Raw genomic sequence first — 20,914 nt, 5'->3', positions numbered from 1 at the left:
ACCACGAGAGCCGTGAACCGAGGGCGGGAGCGATGCGCCCGGCCCACCGTCCTCCAGCCCCCGCCCACCACCGATCAGACGACGAGCTCCGGCTCGGCCCTCGGTGTGCGACCACCCGGCCACACCACGACAGACCGTAACACGAAGGCTACAAGGACGGATGGACGGTCATCGCCGTCCGTTCACCGGCGGCGCGCGGACCGGGTCCTGTGCTGCACGGGGACGTAGAGTACAGGGTGCGGCCAGAAGGAGGCCCAGGGAAGGAGTCCGTGTCATCCGGGCGCCCGCCGCCGTCCCGGATGCCGACAATCGCGGGCCAGGAGGATGAAGAGCATGCCGCGTACCGCGTCTCGCGCCCGCCCCGCCGGCGGGTACCGCGACACCGCACCGCGCTACAGCGACGCCGATCTCGAACCGCTCCTCAAGGCGCTCATCGCCGTCCGGGACGGGAAGGCGAGGTCGGAGCTGAACGTGCCGGGCGAGGGGGCCGTGGCCGAGGCCGCGGCGATCCTGGAGGAGATCCGGCAGAACGGCCACGAGCTGTCCTCGGGGCTGGCCCGCGTCCGGCGGGAGATCGGACGGGAGGGCCAGCTGCGCGGGCGCCTCACGCCGGGGACGCTGCGGGGCTCCTGGGCGGCCGCCGTCGAGGACGCCAACGCGATCATCGACAAGCTGACCGACCTGTCGACGGGGATGAGCCAGGTCGTGGAGGCCGTCGCGGCCGGCGACCTGAGCCAGCGGGTCGAGCTGCGGGTGCGCGGGCGTCCGATGCGCGGGGAGCTGCTGCGCATGGCCAAGTCCGTCAACGGCATGGTGGAGCTGCTCGACCAGTTCACCTGGGAGGTCACGCAGTTCGCCCGGGAGGTCGGCACCGAGGGACGGCTCGGCGGCCAGGCCCCGGCGCGCGGGATGACCGGCCGCTGGCGGGACGTGACCGCGTCGGTGAACGTGATGGCGTCGCGGCTGACGTCCCAGGTCCGCGACATCGCGGAGGTCACCACGGCGGTGGCGAAGGGCGACCTGACCCGCAAGGTCACGGTGGAGGCGACCGGTGAGCTGCAGGAGCTGAAGCTCACCGTGAACACGATGGTCGACCAGCTGTCGGCGTTCGCCGACGAGGTGACCCGCGTGGCCCGCGAGGTCGGCACGGAGGGGCAGCTGGGCGGCCAGGCGAACGTGCCGGGCGTCAGCGGCGTCTGGAAGAACCTGACCGACAACGTCAACGCGATGGCGAACAACCTGACGTACCAGGTCCGCGGAATCGCGCAGGTGACCACCGCGGTCGCCGAGGGCGACCTGGCCAAGAAGATCACGGTCGACGCGCAGGGCGAGATCGCCCAGCTCAAGGACACCGTGAACACGATGGTCGACACCCTGTCGGCGTTCGCCGCCGAGGTCACCCGCGTCGCCCGCGAGGTCGGCACCGAGGGACGGCTCGGCGGCCAGGCACGCGTGCCGGGCGTGAGCGGCGTGTGGAAGGACCTGACCAACAACGTCAACGGGATGGCGTCCAACCTGACCTACCAGGTCCGCAACATCGCGCAGGTGACCACGGCGGTCGCCGAGGGCGACCTCGGCAAGAAGATCACGGTGGACGCGCAGGGCGAGATCCTGGAGCTGAAGGACACCGTGAACGCGATGGTCGACACGCTGTCGGCGTTCGCGGACGAGGTCAGCCGCGTCGCCCGGGAGGTCGGCACGGAGGGACGGCTCGGCGGGCAGGCGATCGTGCCCGGCGCGGGCGGCGTCTGGCTCGACCTGACCGACAACGTCAACTCGATGGCGAACAACCTGACCAACCAGGTGCGCGGGATCGCGCAGGTCACCACGGCGGTCGCGCAGGGCGATCTGGGCCGCAAGATCGAGGTGGACGCGCAGGGCGAGATCCTCGAACTCAAGACCACCCTGAACACCATGGTCGACACGCTGTCGGCGTTCGCGGACGAGGTCAGCCGCGTCGCCCGCGAGGTCGGCACGGAGGGACGGCTCGGCGGCCAGGCACGCGTGCCCGGCGCGGGCGGCATGTGGAAGGACCTGACCGACAACGTCAACGGAATGGCGTCCAACCTGACCTACCAGGTCCGCAACATCGCGCAGGTCGCGACGGCGGTCGCGCACGGCGACCTGACCCGCCGTATCGACGTGAACGCGCAGGGCGAGATCCTCGAACTCAAGACGACGCTGAACACGATGGTGGACACGCTGTCGTCGTTCGCGTCCGAGGTCACCCGCGTCGCGCGCGAGGTCGGGATCGAGGGGCGGCTCGGCGGGCAGGCCGAGGTCGAGGGCGTGTCCGGCACCTGGAAGAAGCTGACGGAGAGCGTCAACGAGCTCGCCGGCAACCTGACGACGCAGGTCCGCGCGATCGGCGAGGTGGCGAGCGCGGTCGCCACCGGCGACCTGACCCGGACGATCACCGTGGAGGCGCGCGGCGAGGTCGCCGAGCTGTCTGACAACGTCAACCTGATGGTCGCGACGCTGCGCGAGACGACCCGCGCCAACGAGGAGCAGGACTGGCTGAAGACCAACCTGGCGCGGATCGGCGGGCTGATGCAGGGCCACCGGGACCTCCAGCAGGTCGCCGACCTGATCATGCGGGAGCTGACGCCGACGGCGAGCGCGCAGTACGGCGCGTTCTACCTCGCGGAGAACAGCGGCGAGGAGACGGAGCTGGCGCTGATCGCCGGGTACGGGACGCGGCGCGGCCGGTCCGTCCGGTCCGTCCGGGCGGACGACGCCGGGGCGGCCGGGGCGGGCGCCGTCCGGTTCGCGCTGGGCGAGGGGCTGGTCGGGCAGGCGGCGCAGGAGCGCAGGCCGCTGCTGATCGGCGACGCGCCCGCCGACTACGTCAAGATCGGCTCGGGGCTCGGCGAGTCGTCCCCGGTCAACATCATCGTGCTGCCGATCGTGTTCGAGGACGAGGTGCTCGGCGCGATCGAGCTGGCCTCGTTCGGCCGGTTCACGGACGTCCACCTGGCGTTCTTCAGCCAGCTGATCGAGACGATCGGGGTGACGCTGAACGCGATCCGCGCCAACACCCGCACGGAGGCGCTGCTCGGCGAGTCCCAGCGGCTCGCGCAGGAGCTGCAGGAAAGGTCGGACGAGCTGCAGCGCCAGCAGGGCGAGCTGCGGCACTCCAACACCGAGCTGGAGGAGAAGGCGGCGCTGCTGGCCCAGCAGAACCGCGCGATCGAGATCCAGAACTTCCAGATCGAGCAGGCCAGGCGGACGCTGGAGGAGCGCGCCGAGCAGCTGGCGATCTCGTCGCGGTACAAGTCGGAGTTCCTGGCGAACATGTCGCACGAGCTGCGCACGCCGCTGAACAGCCTGCTCGTGCTCGCCAAGCTGCTGTCGGAGAACCAGGACGGCAACCTCACCGGCAGGCAGGTGGAGTTCGCGCAGACGATCCACGACTCCGGCACCGACCTGCTGGAGCTGATCAACGACATCCTGGACCTGGCGAAGGTCGAGGCCGGGAAGATGGAGGCGCATCCGCATCGGATCGCGGTGTCGGCGCTCGTCGACTACGTGGAGGCGACGTTCCGGCCGCTGTCGGTCGACAAGGGGCTCCAGTTCGGGGTCGAGGTCGCGCCGGACGTCCCGTCCACGCTGCACACCGACGAGCAGCGGCTGCAGCAGGTGCTGCGGAACCTGCTGTCCAACGCGGTGAAGTTCACCGCGGAGGGCGAGGTGCGGCTGCTGATCGAGCGGGCGGGCGACATCGACTTCACGCTGCCCGCGCTGTGGAACACCCCGGACGTGATCGCCTTCCGGGTGATCGACACCGGCATCGGGGTCAGCGCGGACAAGCTGCAGGAGATCTTCGAGCCGTTCCAGCAGGCCGACGGGACGACCAGCCGCCGCTACGGCGGCACCGGCCTCGGCCTGTCGATCAGCCGCAACATCGCACGGCTGCTCGGCGGGGAGATCCACGCCGAGAGCAGGCCGGGACGGGGCAGCGTGTTCACGCTCTACCTGCCCGCCCAGTACAGCGAGCGCGACGGGCGCCGCAGGTCGGCGCTGCCGGACGAGGCGGCGGCCGCGCACGAGGCCGTGCTGCCGGGCGTGCCCCCGAACGGCGGGCTGACCGGCGCGGTGACCGGGTCGGTGTCCGTCCCGCCCGGGGAGAACGGGCTGGCGCTGGAGCGGCGTCCGCCGGGCGCGGAGCGTCCGGGGGAGCCTGAGCAGGCGCTGAACGGGCTGCTGGAGGAGCCGCCCGCCGACTTCCTCGACACCGTCCTGTCGGGCCGCAAGGTCCTGATCGTCGACGACGACGTCCGGAACGTGTTCGCGCTGACCAGCGTCCTTGAGGGCTACGGGATGGAGGTCCTGTACGCCGAGGACGGGCAGGCCGGGATCGACGTCCTGCACCGCAACCCGGACGTCGCGATCGTGCTGATGGACGTGATGATGCCCGGCCTGGACGGCTACGCGACCACCGCCGCGATCCGGGAGATGCCGCAGTTCGCGGAGCTGCCCATTATCGTGATCACGGCGAAGGTGATGAAGGGCGACCGGGAGAAGAGCCTGGAGTCGGGCGCGTCGGACTATGTGCCGAAGCCCGTCGACGTGGACCATCTCCTTGACGTGATGAGGAACTGGCTGCAACCCTCCATCGTCCGCTGAGGAGAGGAGACGTCTGGCAGGCAGGGTCGTCGTGGCCGTGGGGCGCGGCCGTGGGAGTGGCGGGGACCGGATCGGGAGTGAGACGCGCGTGGACGACAAGGCGAAGATCCTGCTCGTGGACGACCGCGAGGAGAACCTGATCGCGCTGGAGGCCATCCTCAGCTCGCTCGATCAGGACCTCGTCCGGGCGCGGTCCGGTGAGGAGGCGCTGAAGGCGCTGCTCACCGACGAGTACGCGGTGATCTTGCTGGACGTCGTCATGCCGGGCATGGACGGGTTCGAGACGGCCCGCGACATCAAGCGCCGCAAGAAGACCCGCGACCTGCCGATCATCTTCCTCACCGCGGTGAACAGCGACCCCGACTACGCGTTCCGCGGCTACGCGGCGGGCGCGGTCGACTTCATCTCCAAGCCGTTCGACCCGTGGGTGCTGCGCGCGAAGGTGTCGGTGTTCGTGGAGCTGCACACCAAGAACAAGCAGCTACGCGACCAGACGACGCTGCTGCGGGAGCAGGCCGCGCTGCTCCGCGAGCAGGCGACGCTCCTCCAGTCACGGCCCGAGGAGGCCCCGCGGCACGTCGGCGACCGGCTGAAGTCGGTGGAGGAGCAGGCCGAGCTCGTCGGCAAGCGCGTGCCGCCGTCCCTGCGCGCCGACTTCGACGAGCTGGACCGCCGCCTCACCGACCTCCGCCAAACCCTCGACGGCGACGAACCGTCCTGACGGTTCCCCGTCCTGACCGTTCCCGTCCTGACGGTTTCCCGCCTTGACCGTTCCCGTGCTGGCGGTTTCCCGGGCCGGCGGCTATGCCTGTGCGGCGAGGCGTGCCCGGGCCGCGGCGATGCGGGCGATCGTGCGGTCCCGGCCGAGGATCTCCAGGGACTCGAAGAGCGGCAGGCCCACGGTGCGGCCGGTGACGGCGACGCGGACGGGCGCCTGCGTCTTGCCGAGCTTGAGGCCGTGCTCGGCGCCGATGCGCTCCAGCCGGTCCTTCAGCTCGGCGGCGTTCCACGGGGCGTCCTGGTAGGCGGCCTCGGCCGCGGCGAGGATCGCGGCGGCGGGCTCCTTCATGGCCTTGTTCCAGGACTGCTCGTCGGACGGCGGCTCGTCCAGGAACGCGAAGTCGATCATCGGGACGATCTCCGACAGCAGCGCGACCCGGGTCTGCGCCAGCGGCGCCAGCTCGGCGAACACGGCGACGTCCACGTCGAACGGGGCGTCCTGCAGGAACGGGAGGCATTCGGCGATGAACTTCTCAGGCGGCAGCGCGCGGAGGTACTCGCCGTTGAACGCGCGGAGCTTCTTCTCGTCGAAGAACGCGGGCGAGGTGTTGACGTCCTCGATGCGGAACTCGTCGACGATCACGTCCCACGGGACGATCTCGCGGTCGCCGGACGGGGCCCAGCCGAGCAGCATCAGGTAGTTGCGCATGGCCTCGGCGAGGTAGCCCTCGGCCTGGAAGGCCTCAAGGGCGACCTTGTCGCGGCGCTTGGACAGCTTCTGCCGCTTCTCGTTCACGATGACGGGGACGTGCGCCCAGATGGGCGGCTCGCTGCCGAGCGCCTCCCACAGCAGCTGCTGCTTGGGCGCGTTGGACAGGTGCTCCTCGCCGCGCACGACGTGCGTGATGCCCTGGCTCATGTCGTCGACCGCGTTGGCCAGCAGGAACATGACGGACCCGTCGGCGCGGGCGATGACGAAGTCCTCCAGGAGGGCGTTCTCGAAGACGGGCTTGCCGCGCAGCAGGTCGACGACGGTGGTATGGCCCTCGTCGGGGGTGCGGAAGCGGAGGGCGCGTCCGGGGCCGGGCTCCAGGCCGCGGTCGCGGCAGAAGCCGTCGTAGCCCTTGTGCTGGTCGCCGGTTCGGGCGATCACGGCCTCGCGGGTGCAGTCGCAGTAGTAGGCGCGGCCCTGGTCCTTCAGCGTCTGGACGGCCTCGGCGTGCCGGTCGGCGTTGGCGGACTGGAAGTAGGGGCCCTCGTACTGCTCGCCGTCCATCCCGAGCCAGGCCAGGGCGCGGATGATGCCCTCGGTCCATTCGGGGCTGTTGCGGGAGGCGTCGGTGTCCTCGATCCGCAGCACGAGCGTCCCGCCCGACTGCGCGGCCATCACCCAGTTGAACAGCGCCGAGCGGGCGCCGCCGACATGGAACATGCCGGTCGGGGACGGGGCGAAGCGGACGCGGATCGAAGAGGTCGAAGACATGCTCCCAGCGTAGAGTGCGCCGGCCCCCGACGTCGTCAGGGTTTCCAGTGCGGGTCGCGTCCGGCCAGGCCGACCAGGCGGTCGAGCAGCGGCGCGTCCTCAGGGACGGGGACCTCCTCGCCGAACACCTTGTACTCCCGGCTCATCTCCGCCGTGGACACCGTCTGCTCCCAGGCCGCCTGAACGATCTCCGGCGGGAGGCCGGGGTCCTGGCCGGTGGCGACGGCGAGGTCCCAGCCGTGCAGGACGCACTCGCCGAAGAGGATCCCGGCGATGAACGCGGCGGGCATGCCGTCCTTGTCGCCGGTGAGGCTGGTGTTGCCCGTCCAGGCGTCCGGGTCCCGCCAGGCCTCGGCGGATGCGCGTGCCTTGGCCTCGAAGCGGTCGGCCCAGCCCGGCTCGGCGGTGAAGTCGTGGCCCTCGTCCGGGCCGGTCGGCGGCAGCTTGCGCGCGGCGGTCCCGGCCCGTCCGGTCCAGAAGATCAGGTGGTTGATCAGGGCCCGGACGTCCCAGTCCGGGCAGGGGGTGGGCGCGTCCATCAGCTCTTCGGGGACCTCCCGGACGATCCTCGCCGCGGCCGTGGAGGCGGGAAGCATGAGGTTCCGGATATCCACGATCTCTCCCTCGTATGCGTGTTCGAACGTGCCTCGCACGCTAGAGCGTGCCGCGACCTGCGGTCTTGTACGAACGCGACACGGCTAGCCTGGGGTGATGGCACGACTCCTCCCCCAGGACACGCGGGGCATCCTGCGGGCGCGGACGGGCCTGGAGCGGTTCCAGGTCGAGCGGATCGCGCCACCGGCGCCGCTCGTCCCGTTCGTCGAGTTCCTCTGGGTGCTGCACTGGGATCTGCGGGGCCGGCCTCCGCACCGGCAGAAGCTGCTCACGCGTCCGAACGTCCACATGACGTTCACGAGCTACTTCACCGGGACGCGGACACGGGCGCGCATCGTGGGCGTCGTGCGCGACGAGTTCGTCGAGGAGATCGGCGACGACGGCCGCGTGGTGGGGGTCGGGTTCCGGCCCGGCGGTTTCCGGCCGTTCGCGGGCGGGCCGGTCTCGGCGCTCACCGGCCGGTTCGCCGGCGTGGACGAGGTGTTCGGCGCGGCGGGCCTCGCGCTCGCCGACGAGATCTTCGCCACGGACGGCGCGGAGGACGCCGTCGCGCTGCTGGCGGAGTTCCTCGCCGGGCTGCGTCCCGGGGCCGATCCGTCCATCGAGCGGGCCGCGGAGATCGTGGAGCGGATCGCGGCACTGCCGGGCCTGGTGCGGGTGGACGAGCTCGCCGCCGACGTGGGTCTCAGCGTGCGCGGGCTGCAGCGGCTCTTCCACGAGTACGTCGGGATCGGCCCGAAGCGGGTGATCAGGCGGTACCGGATGCTGGAGGCCGCCGGACGGGCCGAGGCGGGCACGCCCGTCGACTGGGCGGGCCTGGCGGCCGAGCTGGGCTACACCGACCAGGCCCACTTCACCCGCGACTTCACCACGGCGGTCGGGACGCCTCCCGCCAGATACGCTCGCGAGACCGGCGCGTGCGCGTCCCACGGCGCGGACAGCGCGGACAGCGCGGGCGCCTTGGGCGGCGCGAGCGGGGAGGGTGACGCGGGCGGCGCGGGCGGCACCTCTGGCGGCGGGGCTGGCAAGATCGACGTATGACGGCCGTCCCCCTCGATCCGTTCGACGACCTCCCGGCGTTCCGCGCGCTCGCCGCCGAGCGGCTCGGCTCGTTCGCGCACACGACCGTCCCGGACGCGCCGGGGCTGCGGCGCGCCGGGGTCGTGCTGTGCGTCGTGGAGCACAACGAGATGCCGAGCGGAGCTCGTCGATTGACTGGCGGTGGGCGGGGGCTGGAGGACGGGATGCCGAGCGAAGCTCGTGTTCCGTCGGTGATTTTGATCAGGCGCGCGTACCGGGGCCGGAACGCCGGGCAGTGGGGCCTGCCCGGCGGTCGGCTGGAGGACGGCGAGACGCCCGAGGAGGCGGCGCTGCGGGAGCTGCACGAGGAGATCGGCCTGACGGCCGGGCCGGGCGACGTCCTCGGCCGGCTCGACGACTTCCCCGCCACGTCCGGGTTCGCGATCACGCCGATCGTGGTGGTGCTGGACGATCCGGGGCCGCTGACGCCGAGCCCGGACGAGGTGCACTCCGTCCACTACACGAGCCTGCGGAAGCTCGCCGACGACGACACGCCCAGGTGGGTGCCGCAGCCGGACGGCGGGCATCTTCTGCAGATGTGGCTGGGCCCGGACTGGCGCGTCCACGCCCCGACCGGCGCGATGCTGTGGCAGTTCCGCGAGGTGGTGCTGCTCGGACGGCACGCCAGGGTCGCCGACTTCGTCCAGCCCGACTGGACCCGCCACTGAACCGCCGCGCCTCGTCGCTCAACCGCCGCGCCTCGTCGCTCAACCGCAGGGCCCGCCCTCACCGAGCCCACAAGGTCCGCTGAGGTGCAGGGCTCGCTGAGGCGCAGGGCTCGCTGAGGCGCAGGGCTCGCTGAGGCGCGAGCGCGCGATCAGCTCGGTGGTTCGGCCTCGATGACGTAGTAGTCGGACGGCGGGATCGGCCCGGTCAGCGCGACGGCCGTGAATCCGGCGCCTTCCAGCAGGGCCCGGAACTCGGCCTCGGTGCGTTCGCGTCCGCCGGTGCAGACGAGCATGTTGAGGTCGTTGCGGACGACGCCCTGCGTCTGCGGGGTGACGATCTCCGGCATGACCTGCTCCAGCAGCAGGATCCGCGCGCCGGGCCGCATCGCGGCGCGGCAGTTGCGCAGGATCGCGGTGGCCCTCTCGTCGTCCCAGTCGTGGATGACGCTCTTGAGGACGTAGGCGTCCGCGCCCCCGGGCACGTCCTTGAAGAAGTCGCCCGTGACGACCTCCACCCGGTCGGCGACATCGGCGAGCGTCGCGGACGCGGCGGCGAGCCCCGCCGGCTGGTCGAACAGCAGCCCGCGCAGCCCCGGCTGGGAGCGCAGGATCGCGGAGATCAGCGTGCCGTCGCCGCCGCCGAGGTCGGCGACCGTCCCGTAGCGGCCGAAGTCGTGCGCCTCGACGATCCCCGGCGCGACGGCGCGGGTGTGCTCGGACATCGCCGCGTTGAACGTCGCCGACAGCTCCGCGTTCGCCCCGGACTCGAAGAACTCGAACGGCGTCGTGCCGGTCACGCGCTCCCACGCGTACTCCCCCGTCCGCAGGGTCTCGGTCATGTCGCCCCACGAGCGCCACACGTCCGGGCCGCAGAACAGCCTGATCAGCGAGCGGATCGAGTCGGGGGCGTCGGCGCGGAGCCGCTGCCCTTCCGCGGTGAGCGCGAACAGGTCGCGCTCCTTCTGCTCGACGACGCCCAGCCCGACGAGGCCGCGCAGCAGCCGGTGGAGGGACGGCGCGTGCGTGCCGGTCTCCCCGGCCAGCTCCGCGCTCGTCCGCGGGCCCGCGGCGAGGGCGTCGGCCAGCCCCAGCTCGGCGGCGGCGTGGATCATCTGCGCCGGCATGTACCCGAAGGCCAGGTCCAGCAGCGGCGACCTCGACTCCGTCTTCGACGACTCCGTCTTCGACACGATCGGCTCCCCCTTCATGTGGTCGACCTGCTCCGACGCTACGGAGCGCGCGGCGCGCGGTCTTGGACGAATGGCACCTCCGCGCCGGTGATCTTCCCCCGCCTGCCGACTCCGGCCGACGCCGTTACCTGATCGTGTCGTCCGCTAACCGAACGTACATTTCCGGTTTATCGAACTGTTCGAGACTGACGGCTCCTGCTCCCAAGAGCGAAGAAGGAGCCTTCCGTGAGACGCACGGGGATCACCGCCATCGTCACCGCCACCATCCTGCTCGCCACCACCACCGCCACCACCGCCAACGCCGCCCCGCCGCCGCCACCCGGCGCGGAGACGGCGGCCCAGCACCTCGCCGCGCTCACCGTCCGCGCCGAAGGGTCCGACTCCGGCTACGACCGGGACAAGTTCCCGCACTGGAGCAACCAGGGCAACAACTGCAACACCCGCGAGGTCGTCCTCAAGCGCGACGGGGACAACGTCAGGACCGGGTCGGACTGCGCGCCGACGTCCGGCTCGTGGACCAGCCCGTACGACGGCGCGACCTGGACGCAGGCGTCCGACGTCGACATCGACCACATGGTGGCGCTCGCCGAGGCGTGGCGCTCGGGCGCCTCGTCCTGGACGACGTCGCGCCGCCAGGCGTTCGCCAACGACCTGACCAGCTCCCAGCTGTGGGCGGTCACCGACAACGTCAACCAGGCCAAGGGCGACAAGGACCCGGCCGAGTGGACGCCGCCGCGCGCCTCGTTCCACTGCATGTACGCCAGGTCCTGGATCGATGTGAAGTACCGCTACGAGCTGACGCTCGACTCGGCGGAGAAGTCGGCGCTCAGCCGCCTGCTCGGCACCTGCTGACCCGCTCCTTCTCCTGCTCCGGCGGGGCCCGCGGCACCCTCCACGGCCCGGGCCCCGCCGGTTCACCCCACCGCCCACCTACACCCCCGACCGACCCAGCTCCGCCCGACCGGTCGCCTTCACCCGAACGGCCCAGTTTCGCCCGAACAGCCCAGCTTCCGCCCGGACGGTCAGCTTCGCCCGGACGGTCAGCTTCGCCCGGACGGTCAGCTTCGCCCGGACGGTCAGCTTCGCCCGGACGGTCAGCTTCGCCCGGACGGTCAGCTTTGGTCGGCGGCGGTTCGCCGATGGGCCCGGGGTGGCGCGGTCAGCGGGTCAGGGCGTGAAGCCAGGTCTTGGCGGTCGTGAGGTGGTCGTCCGTCAGGCCGGACATCGGGTCGATCTTCACGAGCAGGTGCTCGGCGACGTCCGGCTCCCCGGCGATGCACTCGGTGGCGTCGGGCTCGTCTTCGAACCAGACGAACGGGCGGCCCTCCGTCCACGCGGCCACGTGCCGGGCCTTCCACGCGCCGAGCGTGCCCGCCTCGCCGAGGCCCGGGAACTGCGGGATCGGGACGAACGGCAGCTCCGGCAGCCCGACCCGGGGCGAGATCCACACGTTGGCGTTGTCGCACCAGTAGCTCGCCCAGGCCAGCTCGGCGCCCGTGGACTCCGCCAGGTCGAGCAGCGACGGACCGTGCGCGGGATTGAGCCACAGCTTGAACGTCATGCCGTTCGGCGAGCACCGCTGCCGTTTGAATCCGCGGTGCGGCCTCTCAAATGGGTTGAGAACCCCGTCCACGTCGAGAAGTACCAGCGGCGACCCCATACCCGTGACCGTACGACATCGGGAGCCCGCCCGTCGAAGGTCGTTTTCGTCGCGCCGCCCCTGCCGGGACCGGGACGAGTAATAGGTCGCGGCTGCGCGGGCATCGTGCGGTCATGTGCCGACTGTTCGGGATGACCACCGGGGGGCCGCGGGTCCACGCCACGTTCTGGCTGCTCGACGCCCCGGACAGCCTGCGGTCCCAGAGCCGCCGGATGCCGGACGGGACGGGCCTCGGCTGGTTCTCGCTCGGCGAGGAGCCGGTCCGCGACCGCGCGCCGATCGCCGCGTACGAGGACGCCGACTTCAACTCCGAGGCGTGCGCGGTCGTGTCGCACACGTTCATCTCGCATGTCCGGTACGCGTCGACGGGGGCGCCCGACGTCCACAATTCCCACCCGTTCGTCATGGACGACCGGCTGTTCGCCCACAACGGCGTGGTGCGGGGCCTCGACGTCCTCGACTCGTGGCTGACCGACGTGGACCGCGCGCAGATCCGCGGGCAGACCGACTCCGAGCTGGTGTTCGCGTACATCACGGCGGAGATCAGGCGGCACGGCGACACCACGTCCGGGCTGGTCGCGGCCGTCCGGCGCATCGCCGCCGAGCTGCCCGTCTTCGCGCTGAACGTCCTGCTGGCTGAGTCGCGGCGGATGTGGGCGCTGCGCTATCCCGGCACGCACGAGCTGTGGGCGCTGCGGCACGAACTGCGCGAGCCAGGCGAACCCGGCGCGACCCGGCGCCTGGACGCGGGCCGCGAGCCCGGCCGGATGAAGGTCGCCGCGCACCGGGAGCCCGCGCCCGCCTGCGTCCTCGCCAGCGAGCGCCTGGACGACGACCCAGCCTGGCGGCTCCTCGCCCCCGGCGAGCTGCTCGTGGTGGACGGCTCGGAGGCGTCCTCGACGCACCCGTTCGACGAGCCCGCGCACCCGCTGACGGTGGACGACCTGTCGGCCGCGGAGTCCACCTCCCAAACGTGATCAACTCGGGCGTCCGGGACGTAGAGTGGACGGCCGAGACGTGAGGAGTCCCGGATGAAGCACGAGCTCACGCTGATGGCCGTCCACGCGCACCCCGACGACGAGGTGCTGGGCACGGGCGGCCTGCTCGCGCGGTGCGCCGCCGAGGGCGTCCGCACCGTGCTGGTGACCTGCACCAACGGCGAGCAGGGCGACGACTCGGGCGGCGTCAAGCCCGGCGAGCCGGGGCACGACGCGGCCGAGGTGGCGGAGCGGCGCCTCGCCGAGCTCCGCGAGTCCGCTGGGCTGCTCGGCATCGACCACGTGGAGCTGCTCGGCTACCGCGACTCCGGCATGGTGGGCTGGTCGACGAACGACGACCCCCAGGCGTTCGCGAACATCCCGCTGGACGAGTCCGCCGGGCGGCTGGCCGAGCTGATGGAGCGGTACCGTCCGCAGGTCGTCGTCACCTACGACGAGGACGGCGGATACGGGCACCCCGACCACATCCAGGCGCACCGCATCGCGCTCGCCGCCACCGAAAGCACCGGCATTCCGGACAAGCTGTACTACGCCGCCATCCCGCGCTCGGGCATCCGCCGCATGTTCGAGGCCATCAAGGACGCGGGCGTGGAGATCGACTTCGATCCGCCCGAGGACTTCGGCACCCCCGACGAGCTGATCACCAGCACGCTGGACGTGTCCGCGCACGTGGAGGCCAAGCGCAAGGCCCTGGAGGCGCACGCGAGCCAGGGCGAGAACATCTTCCTGCTGCGGCTGCCGGAGGAGATGCAGCGGAGGGTGTTCTCGTTCGAGTCGTTCGTCCGCCACTACTCCCGTATCAAGGGCCCCGACAAGGAGGACGACCTGTTCGCCGGGCTCAGGTGACCGTCCTCGCGCGGTCCCCGTACCTCCTGTCAGGTTGCCCCCGCCTAGGTGGCCTTCCTCGCCTGTGCTCGGTAGTGGTCGAGGACGTCCTGGCGCAGCAGGTGGCCGAACCCGGACCGCTCAAGCCGCAGCGCCAGGCCCGCCCTGCCGGCGCCGAGCGCGGCCGCCGTGGCGCCGAGCCGCCAGTCGTGCTCGGCCAGCCGCTTGAGCAGGTAGCCGCGCCTGACCTGCGTCTCGGAGAGCCGGAACGTCTTCAGGTAGGCGATCCGGCCGTCCTCGCCGGTGATGGTCTCGCCGATGTGGTTCTCGCGGCCGAGCGCGAACGACGGCAGGGACCGCGCGAGCTCGAAACCGTGCAGGCGCTGCACGACCTGGCGTGAGCCGTCCTCGTCGAAGAGCCGGCCCGCCATGACCTCGTCGTGGAACTCGGCCCATTCGGCGTGGCATAGCTCTGCCGCCGTCCGCAGGTCGTCCAGCGACTTGACCTCGGTGTCGTCGAGGCCCGCGGACAGGTCGCCCGCCGGCATTCCCAGCAGCCCGTGCATGTAGATCAGCTCGCCGAAGAGGTCCTCGACCAGGGTCGGGTGCAGGGCCCGGTAGTCGTCCGGGCGCGGGACGGCGAAGGCGCTCGCGAGCGTGTCGCCGACGTAGACCAGCACGCCGCACTGCCCCGGATGGATCTCGAAGATCCTGAGCGCGTCCTCCAGGCCGCGCACGTCGAGCCCGAGGCCCGTGCGTCGCCGCGAAGCCCTCCGCCACCGTGTACGGCAGTTCGTAAACGGCCGCCTGCACATAGTGCGCGCGCCGCCACTGCTCGAATATCGGCGTCTCGAACGCCTGCACGGTGAACGGCGCGAAGAGGAAATTCCGCTGCTCACCGCGGAGCCGCAGATGCGCGTGCCGTGCCGCGACCTTCACGAGCGTCCGGTATTTGACCGAGTCGAACGCCGGGTCGCGCCGGGCGGCCATCCAGTCGCGGATGATGGCGCGCGTCCGCCGGTTGTTCACCCCGCGCCGCCTCAGTTCCCGGAAAACCCGGTAGACTCGGTGCTGCGGCATCATTTCCAGCCGCCGCGCGATAAGGCGCCCTTCGGCCTTCCGCCGCTCGACGTCGCCGGCCCGCACGAGCAGGTTCCTAATGATGATCGCCGCATTGTGGTCGTTGATGTCCAGCGCGAGGACGGCCGAGTACATCTCCCGGTAATTCGTCAGCACGTACTCGTGCAGGAATTCGAGGCTGAGCCGCTGGTCGCCGGGATAGTGGTGGAACTCCCGCTGCCCGGTCGAGGTGATCGCCGCGTTGACGAACATCAGCACGTCCTCGCACGCGACCAGCTCCGCGAACGTCTCGCTCATCGTTCCGGAAGTCACACCGAAGTCCCGCGGCCGGCCCCCGCACCGTAACACCGGCGCACACGCCCCGGCCTCCGAATATCCGCGCGCGCCGGACGCCGGAATGTGGAACTCTTCGTCCTGTGTGGGAGAGGGTCACGGTCGGCCAGTCCGGAGCGGTCGTCAGCAGGCGGAACGGGGTCTACCGCAAGGAGTCCGACGACCCGTCGGCCGACCTGGCCGGCGAGGGCGAGCGGCTCGGCTGGCTGCGGGAGCAGGGCCTTCCGGCGGCCGAAGTGCTCGAATGCCGTCCCGGCCTGCTCGTCACCAGGGAGGTGCCGGGACGCTCCTGGGCCGGCCCGTGGCCGCCGGAGTCGCTGCCGCGGATCATCGACGCGCTGGCCGATCTGACCCGGGCGCTGCACGCCCTGCCCACTGCCGGCTGCCCGTTCGACCAGCGGCTGGACGTGACGGTCCCCGCGGCGCTGTCCGCCGACGTCGACCTCGACGACCTGGACGAGGAACGCCGGGGATGGACACGCGACGGCCTGGTCGCCGAACTGCTCGCCACCCGCCCGCCGGACGAGGACCTGGTCGTCTGCCACGGCGACCTGTGCGCCCCGAACGTGTTCTTCGACCCCGGCACGTGCCGGGTCACCGGCCTGATCGACACGGGCCGGCTCGGTGTGGCCGACCGGTGGGTCGACCTGGCGATCGCGACCCGTTCGATGACCGACGAACGCAATCCGCAATACGGCCCCTGGGCCGCCGACCGCTTTCTGGAGAGGTACGGCATCGCCCCCGACCCGGCCAAGACGGCTTTCTACCGATTGCTGGACGAATTCGTCTGAATAAGATCACTGCACGGGTCGATGAGCCAATGGTTGGCCCGGACGATCCGTCCGGCGAAGACGACGTCCTGCTCTTCGAGAAAAGTGAAGCCGAGCGAACGGCAAATGCCGTTGGACGGAGCGTTCGTCGTCGCCGGAAAGGCGTGCACGAGCCCCCAGCGGTCCTCGTGGCGCGCCCTTTCGAGAAGCATCCGGACGGCGCGCTTTCCGACCCCCCGGCCCTGGAACTCCGGCATCACCATCCAGCCGATCTCGGAGAACACCGCGCCGTCTATCTCGTGGTGCCAGAGCGTCACCGTGCCGGCCACGACGTCCGGGCGCTCCCCGCACGGGACGATCATCTTGATCAGCGCCGTGCCCGCCGCCGCGTCCTCGACGTCGCGGCGCACCTTCTCCTCGATCCCCGCGCGCGGCAGCGGCCCGCCGAGCTCGGCCATCATGACGGGATCGCAGCGCATCCTGACGTAGGCGTCGACGTCCCCGAGCTCGACGTCGCGCAGACGCACCTCCGGCTTCACGGCTGCAATTCTCTCAAAAACGCCGCCGCCCTAGATTCGGTTCATGACGAGCTGGACCTTCGAGGGACTGTTCCTACCAGAGGGGCGGGCAGGAGCGACCGGGATCGACGACCGGGGCCGGTGGGCACCGGCGCCACCGGACGGCGGCGAGCGAATCCCCGGCCGCTTCCTCCTGCCCGGGCTGGTCGACGCGCACTGCCACCTGACCGTCGGGAGCGGCGCGGACGGCCGTCCACGGCCCCTGACCTTCGGCGAGGCGCGCGCGAATCTCAGAACGGCGCGTGAGGCGGGCATCACCGTCGTCCGGGATCTCGGCAGCCCCGGCAGCATGGCGTTGCGGCTGCTCGACGAAGCGGACGGCGTGAACCTGATCGCCTGCGGCCGCTTCCTCGCCCCGCAGGACCAGTACTTTCCCGGCCTCCACGCTCCGGTCCCCGCCGACGCCCTCATCGAGGCCGCGCGGGCGGAGATCGCGGCCGGGGCGCGCTGGGTCAAGCTGATCGGCGACTTCCCGCTGGTCGGACGCGGCCCGATGCGCCCCAGCGACGCGGTGCCGGCCTATTCCGCCGGCGACGTCCGGCGGCTGGTGGACGCCGTCCACGGCGCGGGCGCCAGGGTCGCCGCGCACACCACGACGGGCTTCGCCGGAGACCTCGTGCGCGCGGGCGTCGACTCGATCGAGCACGGCGACGGCATGAGCGAGGCGGACGTGCTCGCCCTGGCCGAACGCGGCGGCGCGTGGACGCCCACCTTGTGCGCATCGGTCAGGGAAACGCCCGAGGAGGACCCCGACCGGCGCAGGCGGCGCCTGGAGCGGCGGGAACGGGTGAGCCATCTCCTGGGGCTGGCGCGCACGCGGGGTCTCAGGATCCTGGCCGGGACGGACGTGGTCGGCAGCATCGCCGGGGAGGTCGCGCTGCTCGTCGAGCTGGGGCTCACTCCCGAGGAGGCCCTGTCCGCGGCCAGTACGGCGGCGAGCGACTTCCTCGGTGCTCCGGGCCTGCGGCCGGGCCGCCCCGCGAACCTGGTCACCTACGACGACGATCCGCGGGACGACCCCGCGATCCTGGCGCGTCCGGCCGCGGTGTTCGCATCGGGACGCCGCGTCACCATCGCTCAGCAACGATAAGTCAGGGACGGTAGGTGCCGGTCAGGGGCGGTAGGGGCCGCTCAGGGGCGGTAGGTGCCGAAGTACCATTCGTTGCCGTCCAGGTCGTGGGCCGCGTAGTCGCGGGAGCCGTAGTCCTGGTCGGCGAGCTCGCGGAAGATCTCGGCGCCCGCGGCCTTGGCGCGGTCGTGGTGGGCGTCCGGGTCGTCGACGGCCACGTAGACGGCCGACTTGCCGGGTTCTCCCTTGCCGAACATGAGGAGGCCGGTGTCGTACTTCATCTCGGCGTGGACGACCTTCCCGTCGTCGCCCCGGTAGACGTTCACGGGCTCGAAGCCGAACGCCTTCTCCATCCACACGATGGACGCGGCGGGATCGCTGCAGTTGATCAGCGGGTAGAAGGTCCTGCGGATCTCCAATGTCATGGCGTCCTCCCTGGTCGCTGGCTACATGCCCAGTCTGCGGGGAACGGATCCGGCCGTCTTGGACGAATGTGACCTCGGCGCCCGGGCCGCGCCCTGAACTGCTGTTACCCTCCGGTCGTCGGCCGTGTCGGGAGGGGACCCGCACCGTGCAACCTGAGCAGATCGACCGCGCGCTCGTGGACTTCGACGTCCTCGCCCGCTGGATGGACGGCCGGGGCCTGCCGCACGGGCGGTTCGAGGACGTCCGGACGCTGGCCGGGGGCACGCAGAACACGCTGATCCGGTTCCGCCGCGCGGGTCGCGACTATGTGCTGCGGCGCGGCCCGAGCCATCTGCGGGCCCGGACGAACGACGTCCTGCGCCGGGAGGCCCGGGTCCTGGCGGCGCTCGACGGCACCGGCGTCCCCGCGCCGCGCCTCATCGCCGCCTGCCCGGACGCGTCCGTCATGGGCGGCGCGGTGTTCTACCTGATGACCCCGGTGGAGGGGTTCAACCCCACGGTCACGCTGCCGGAACCGCACGCGGGAGACGGGTCCGTCCGGCACGGGATGGGGTTGAACGCGGCCCGCGCCCTGTCGGCGTTGGGCGCGGTCGACCACGAGGCCGTCGGGCTGAGCGATTTCGGCAGGCCCGCGGGTTTCCTGGAGCGGCAGGTGAGCCGCTGGCTGTCGGAGCTCGACTCCTACAGCAAGCTGGACGGCTACCCCGGGCCCGACATCCCGGGCGTCGACGCCGTCGCCCGCTGGCTTGAGGAGCGCCGTCCGGCCCGGTGGCGGCCGGGGATCCTGCACGGCGACTACCACCTGGCCAATCTGATGTACTCGTTCGACGGCCCCGAGGTCGCCGCGATCGTCGACTGGGAGATGTGCACGATCGGCGATCCGCTGCTGGACCTCGGCTGGCTGCTGGCCACCTGGCCCGATCCCGCCGACGGCAGCGCGGCGCTGGCGGGCCCGCTGGGCGCGGCGGGCGGACTCCCGTCAGCGGACGCGCTGGTCGCCGCCTACGCCGAGCGGGCGGACGCCGTCGCCGGGCGCGATCTGTCGTCCATCACCTGGTACGCGGTGCTCGCGTGCTTCAAGCTCGGCATCGTCCTGGAGGGCACGAACGCCCGCGCGCACGCCGGGAAGGCGACCAGAGAGACCGGCGACCTCCTGCATTCGATCACCCTCGGCCTGTTCGCCCACGCCCAGCGGCTCATCGCCTCCTGAAGCGCCACCCCGCACGGCGACTCGCCCCTTCCAGGGGCATCTCGTCCCTTTCCGCAGGTCCGGGGGCCGGCGTGACCTGGGTTGCAAAACGACCCGCCGCGACGCAGCCTGGTAAGTAACCGGCGGGAACGGGGCAGTCGGTGACGCCCTTACGCCGCACGGACGGCGAATCGAGCCACTCGCCCCGTTCCGCCGGTCACCCGAGGCGGAGACCAAAGCCCATGTCGGATTCCTGCCAGCGCGTGGACGGCAGCCCGGGGCATGCTCATCGCATGGACAGGAACTTCCGCTTCGGCGTCGTCGGCGAGTCGATCCGCTCCGGCGCCGAGCTTGCCCTTACGGCGCGGCGTGCCGAAGACCTCGGCTACGACGCATTGGTCCTGCGCGACCACTTCGTGACCGAGCCGTTCGGCGCCCAGCTCGCGCCGATGGTGGCGCTGGCGTCCGCCGCGTCCGGCACGTCGACGCTGCGGCTGGGCACGATGGTCCTCGCCAACGACTACCGGCACCCCGTGATGCTCGCCAAGGAGGCCGCGACCCTCGACCACCTGTCGGGCGGACGGTTCGAGCTGGGCATCGGCGCGGGCTGGCTCCGCGAGGAGTACGAGGCCGCGGGGATGCCGTTCGACCAGCCCGGCGCCAGGGTCGGACGGCTGGAGGAGTCGCTGCGGATCCTGCGGAGCCTCCTCGCCGGGCAGAAGACCACGTTCGCCGGCGAGCACTACCGCGTCGAGGGCCTGACGGTGTTCCCAGAGCCCGTGCGGCGGCCGCCGATCGTCGTCGGCGCCGGGAGCAGGCGCATGCTCGGCCTCGGTGGGCGGTACGCCGACACGGTGGGCGTCCTCCCCCGCGCCCTCCCGGACGGGACGATCTCCGACGAGATCACCGAGCGGCTGCCGGAGACCATCGCCCGCAAGGTCGGCTGGGTCCGGGAGGCGGCGGAGGCCGCGGACGGACGCGACGTCGAGCTGAGCATGATGGTGACGCCGACCTTCGGCCCCGATCCGCGCCGCACCGCCGCGCGGGTCGCCGTCCTGCGCGGCTGGGGCGCGTCGTCGACCGAGCTCGTCCTCGACATGCCGTCCCAGTTCGTCGGCCCGCCGGAGCACATCGCCGAGCAGATGATCACCCGCCGCGACCGGTACGGCTTCACCTACTACCAGATCCCGGACTCGGTGATGGAGGAGTTCGCACCCGTCATCCCCCTCCTCACCGGCTGATCCGACCGGCCCTCACCGGCTGAGCCTGGCAGCGGACCCAGAAGTTCTTGGCCGTCCGGCGGGGAGCGTCGCCTTGCGGGGATCCTGGCGTCCCGGAGTGCAACCGCCGCCCCGCCGGGGCGGCGCGGGGCGGCGGCCGTCAGTGCCGCGTGCCGGGCGGGCAACGCGGTGACGAGGAGTCCGGGCCGACGTCGCCGACCGGGCTCCCGGGAGCGCGACCCCGCCGTCCCCCAGGACGGTGATCCAGGGCACGAGGCAGGACGGCGAGGCCGCGCTCGGCCCAACACCCACCGAGCGGAGAATGACGGGACGCACGGCACACGCAGGACGCACGGCACACGCAGGACGCACGGCACACGCAGG

General features: G+C 71.7%; 19 protein-coding genes. 12 read left to right on the top strand and 7 right to left on the bottom strand.

The features are described from left to right. The first annotated feature begins 333 nt into the window (after positions 1–333). Complete coding sequence (locus ACH34T_RS23795; RefSeq protein WP_396023102.1) at positions 334–4,626, top strand: HAMP domain-containing protein; 4,293 nt, start codon at positions 334–336, stop codon at positions 4,624–4,626. Positions 4,627–4,714: 88 nt separating this feature from the next. Further along, positions 4,715–5,347, top strand: coding sequence for a two-component system response regulator (locus ACH34T_RS23790; protein WP_396023101.1), 633 nt, complete (start codon positions 4,715–4,717; stop codon positions 5,345–5,347). Between the two features lie 81 nt (positions 5,348–5,428). On the opposite strand, the gene gltX is transcribed toward ACH34T_RS23790, so the two are convergent. Both gltX and ACH34T_RS23780 read right to left on the bottom strand, forming a co-directional pair. Next, positions 5,429–6,829, bottom strand: coding sequence for a glutamate--tRNA ligase (gene gltX / locus ACH34T_RS23785; RefSeq protein ID WP_396023100.1), 1,401 nt, complete (start codon positions 6,827–6,829; stop codon positions 5,429–5,431). A 35-nt stretch (positions 6,830–6,864) separates the two neighbouring features. Next, positions 6,865–7,443 carry a TIGR03086 family metal-binding protein gene (locus ACH34T_RS23780; RefSeq protein ID WP_396023099.1) on the bottom strand — a complete coding sequence of 193 codons (579 nt, stop codon included), beginning with the start codon at positions 7,441–7,443 and terminating at the stop codon, positions 6,865–6,867. Between the two features lie 97 nt (positions 7,444–7,540). Here ACH34T_RS23780 and ACH34T_RS23775 point away from each other — a divergent pair, with 97 nt between their 5' ends. Both ACH34T_RS23775 and ACH34T_RS23770 read left to right on the top strand, forming a co-directional pair. Next, positions 7,541–8,485, top strand: coding sequence for a helix-turn-helix domain-containing protein (locus ACH34T_RS23775; protein ID WP_396023098.1), 945 nt, complete (start codon positions 7,541–7,543; stop codon positions 8,483–8,485). After that, complete coding sequence (locus ACH34T_RS23770; RefSeq protein ID WP_396023097.1) at positions 8,482–9,192, top strand: NUDIX hydrolase; 711 nt, start codon at positions 8,482–8,484, stop codon at positions 9,190–9,192. The genes ACH34T_RS23775 and ACH34T_RS23770 overlap by 4 nt, the downstream gene beginning before the upstream one ends. 149 nt (positions 9,193–9,341) lie before the next feature. Here the strand turns inward: ACH34T_RS23770 and ACH34T_RS23765 are convergent, their stop codons facing one another. Further along, complete coding sequence (locus tag ACH34T_RS23765) at positions 9,342–10,382, bottom strand: methyltransferase (RefSeq protein WP_396023096.1); 1,041 nt, start codon at positions 10,380–10,382, stop codon at positions 9,342–9,344. 225 nt (positions 10,383–10,607) lie between these two features. Here ACH34T_RS23765 and ACH34T_RS23760 point away from each other — a divergent pair, with 225 nt between their 5' ends. Next, positions 10,608–11,234 carry a DUF1524 domain-containing protein gene (locus tag ACH34T_RS23760; protein ID WP_396023095.1) on the top strand — a complete coding sequence of 209 codons (627 nt, stop codon included), beginning with the start codon at positions 10,608–10,610 and terminating at the stop codon, positions 11,232–11,234. Positions 11,235–11,541: 307 nt separating this feature from the next. Here ACH34T_RS23760 and ACH34T_RS23755 read toward each other — a convergent pair whose 3' ends face one another. Further along, positions 11,542–12,042, bottom strand: coding sequence for an HAD domain-containing protein (locus ACH34T_RS23755; protein WP_396023094.1), 501 nt, complete (start codon positions 12,040–12,042; stop codon positions 11,542–11,544). A 113-nt stretch (positions 12,043–12,155) separates the two neighbouring features. On the opposite strand from ACH34T_RS23755, the gene ACH34T_RS23750 reads away from it, so the two are divergent. Together ACH34T_RS23750 and ACH34T_RS23745 are read left to right on the top strand one after the other, a co-directional pair. Then, the gene (locus ACH34T_RS23750; RefSeq protein WP_396023093.1) at positions 12,156–13,019 is read left to right on the top strand and encodes a class II glutamine amidotransferase; all 864 of its coding nucleotides are present in this window, start codon (positions 12,156–12,158) and stop codon (positions 13,017–13,019) included. Positions 13,020–13,073: 54 nt separating this feature from the next. Further along, positions 13,074–13,886 (top strand): PIG-L family deacetylase, encoded by an 813-nt coding sequence (locus ACH34T_RS23745; RefSeq protein ID WP_396023092.1) that lies wholly within the window; start codon positions 13,074–13,076, stop codon positions 13,884–13,886. Between the two features lie 44 nt (positions 13,887–13,930). On the opposite strand, the gene ACH34T_RS23740 is transcribed toward ACH34T_RS23745, so the two are convergent. Next, positions 13,931–14,602 (bottom strand): ARPP-2 domain-containing protein, encoded by a 672-nt coding sequence (locus tag ACH34T_RS23740; RefSeq protein WP_396023091.1) that lies wholly within the window; start codon positions 14,600–14,602, stop codon positions 13,931–13,933. A 16-nt stretch (positions 14,603–14,618) separates the two neighbouring features. Between ACH34T_RS23740 and ACH34T_RS23735 the strand changes: the two genes are divergently transcribed. Continuing rightward, positions 14,619–15,290 carry a hypothetical protein gene (locus tag ACH34T_RS23735; RefSeq protein ID WP_396023090.1) on the top strand — a complete coding sequence of 224 codons (672 nt, stop codon included), beginning with the start codon at positions 14,619–14,621 and terminating at the stop codon, positions 15,288–15,290. Between the two features lie 71 nt (positions 15,291–15,361). Beyond that, positions 15,362–16,069, top strand: a complete 708-nt coding sequence (locus ACH34T_RS23730; RefSeq protein ID WP_396023089.1) for an APH(3') family aminoglycoside O-phosphotransferase — start codon at positions 15,362–15,364, stop codon at positions 16,067–16,069. On the opposite strand, the gene ACH34T_RS23725 is transcribed toward ACH34T_RS23730, so the two are convergent. Beyond that, a complete protein-coding gene (locus ACH34T_RS23725) occupies positions 16,042–16,587 on the bottom strand; it encodes a GNAT family N-acetyltransferase (protein WP_396023088.1) in 546 nt (181 codons plus the stop codon). The two genes, ACH34T_RS23730 and ACH34T_RS23725, sit on opposite strands and share 28 nt — an antisense overlap. A gap of 43 nt (positions 16,588–16,630) precedes the next feature. Between ACH34T_RS23725 and ACH34T_RS23720 the strand changes: the two genes are divergently transcribed. Further along, on the top strand, positions 16,631–17,716 hold the full coding sequence (locus tag ACH34T_RS23720; protein ID WP_396023087.1) for an amidohydrolase family protein: 1,086 nt from the start codon (positions 16,631–16,633) through the stop codon (positions 17,714–17,716). 41 nt (positions 17,717–17,757) lie between these two features. Here ACH34T_RS23720 and ACH34T_RS23715 read toward each other — a convergent pair whose 3' ends face one another. Then, positions 17,758–18,120, bottom strand: coding sequence for a VOC family protein (locus tag ACH34T_RS23715; RefSeq protein WP_396023086.1), 363 nt, complete (start codon positions 18,118–18,120; stop codon positions 17,758–17,760). Positions 18,121–18,266: 146 nt separating this feature from the next. On the opposite strand from ACH34T_RS23715, the gene ACH34T_RS23710 reads away from it, so the two are divergent. After that, complete coding sequence (locus tag ACH34T_RS23710) at positions 18,267–19,331, top strand: phosphotransferase family protein (RefSeq protein WP_396023085.1); 1,065 nt, start codon at positions 18,267–18,269, stop codon at positions 19,329–19,331. Positions 19,332–19,603: 272 nt separating this feature from the next. Next, positions 19,604–20,551: a TIGR03621 family F420-dependent LLM class oxidoreductase gene (locus tag ACH34T_RS23705; RefSeq protein WP_396023084.1), complete on the top strand. Its 948-nt coding sequence runs from the start codon at positions 19,604–19,606 to the stop codon at positions 20,549–20,551. Positions 20,552–20,914: the final 363 nt, after the last annotated feature.

The organism is Actinomadura sp. 9N215 (assembly GCF_044326345.1).
Taxonomy (GTDB): Bacteria; Actinomycetota; Actinomycetes; order Streptosporangiales; family Streptosporangiaceae; genus Spirillospora.
The sequence above is the reverse complement of the archived record's forward strand: the minus strand, read 5'-3'. Positions and strand labels throughout refer to the sequence as shown.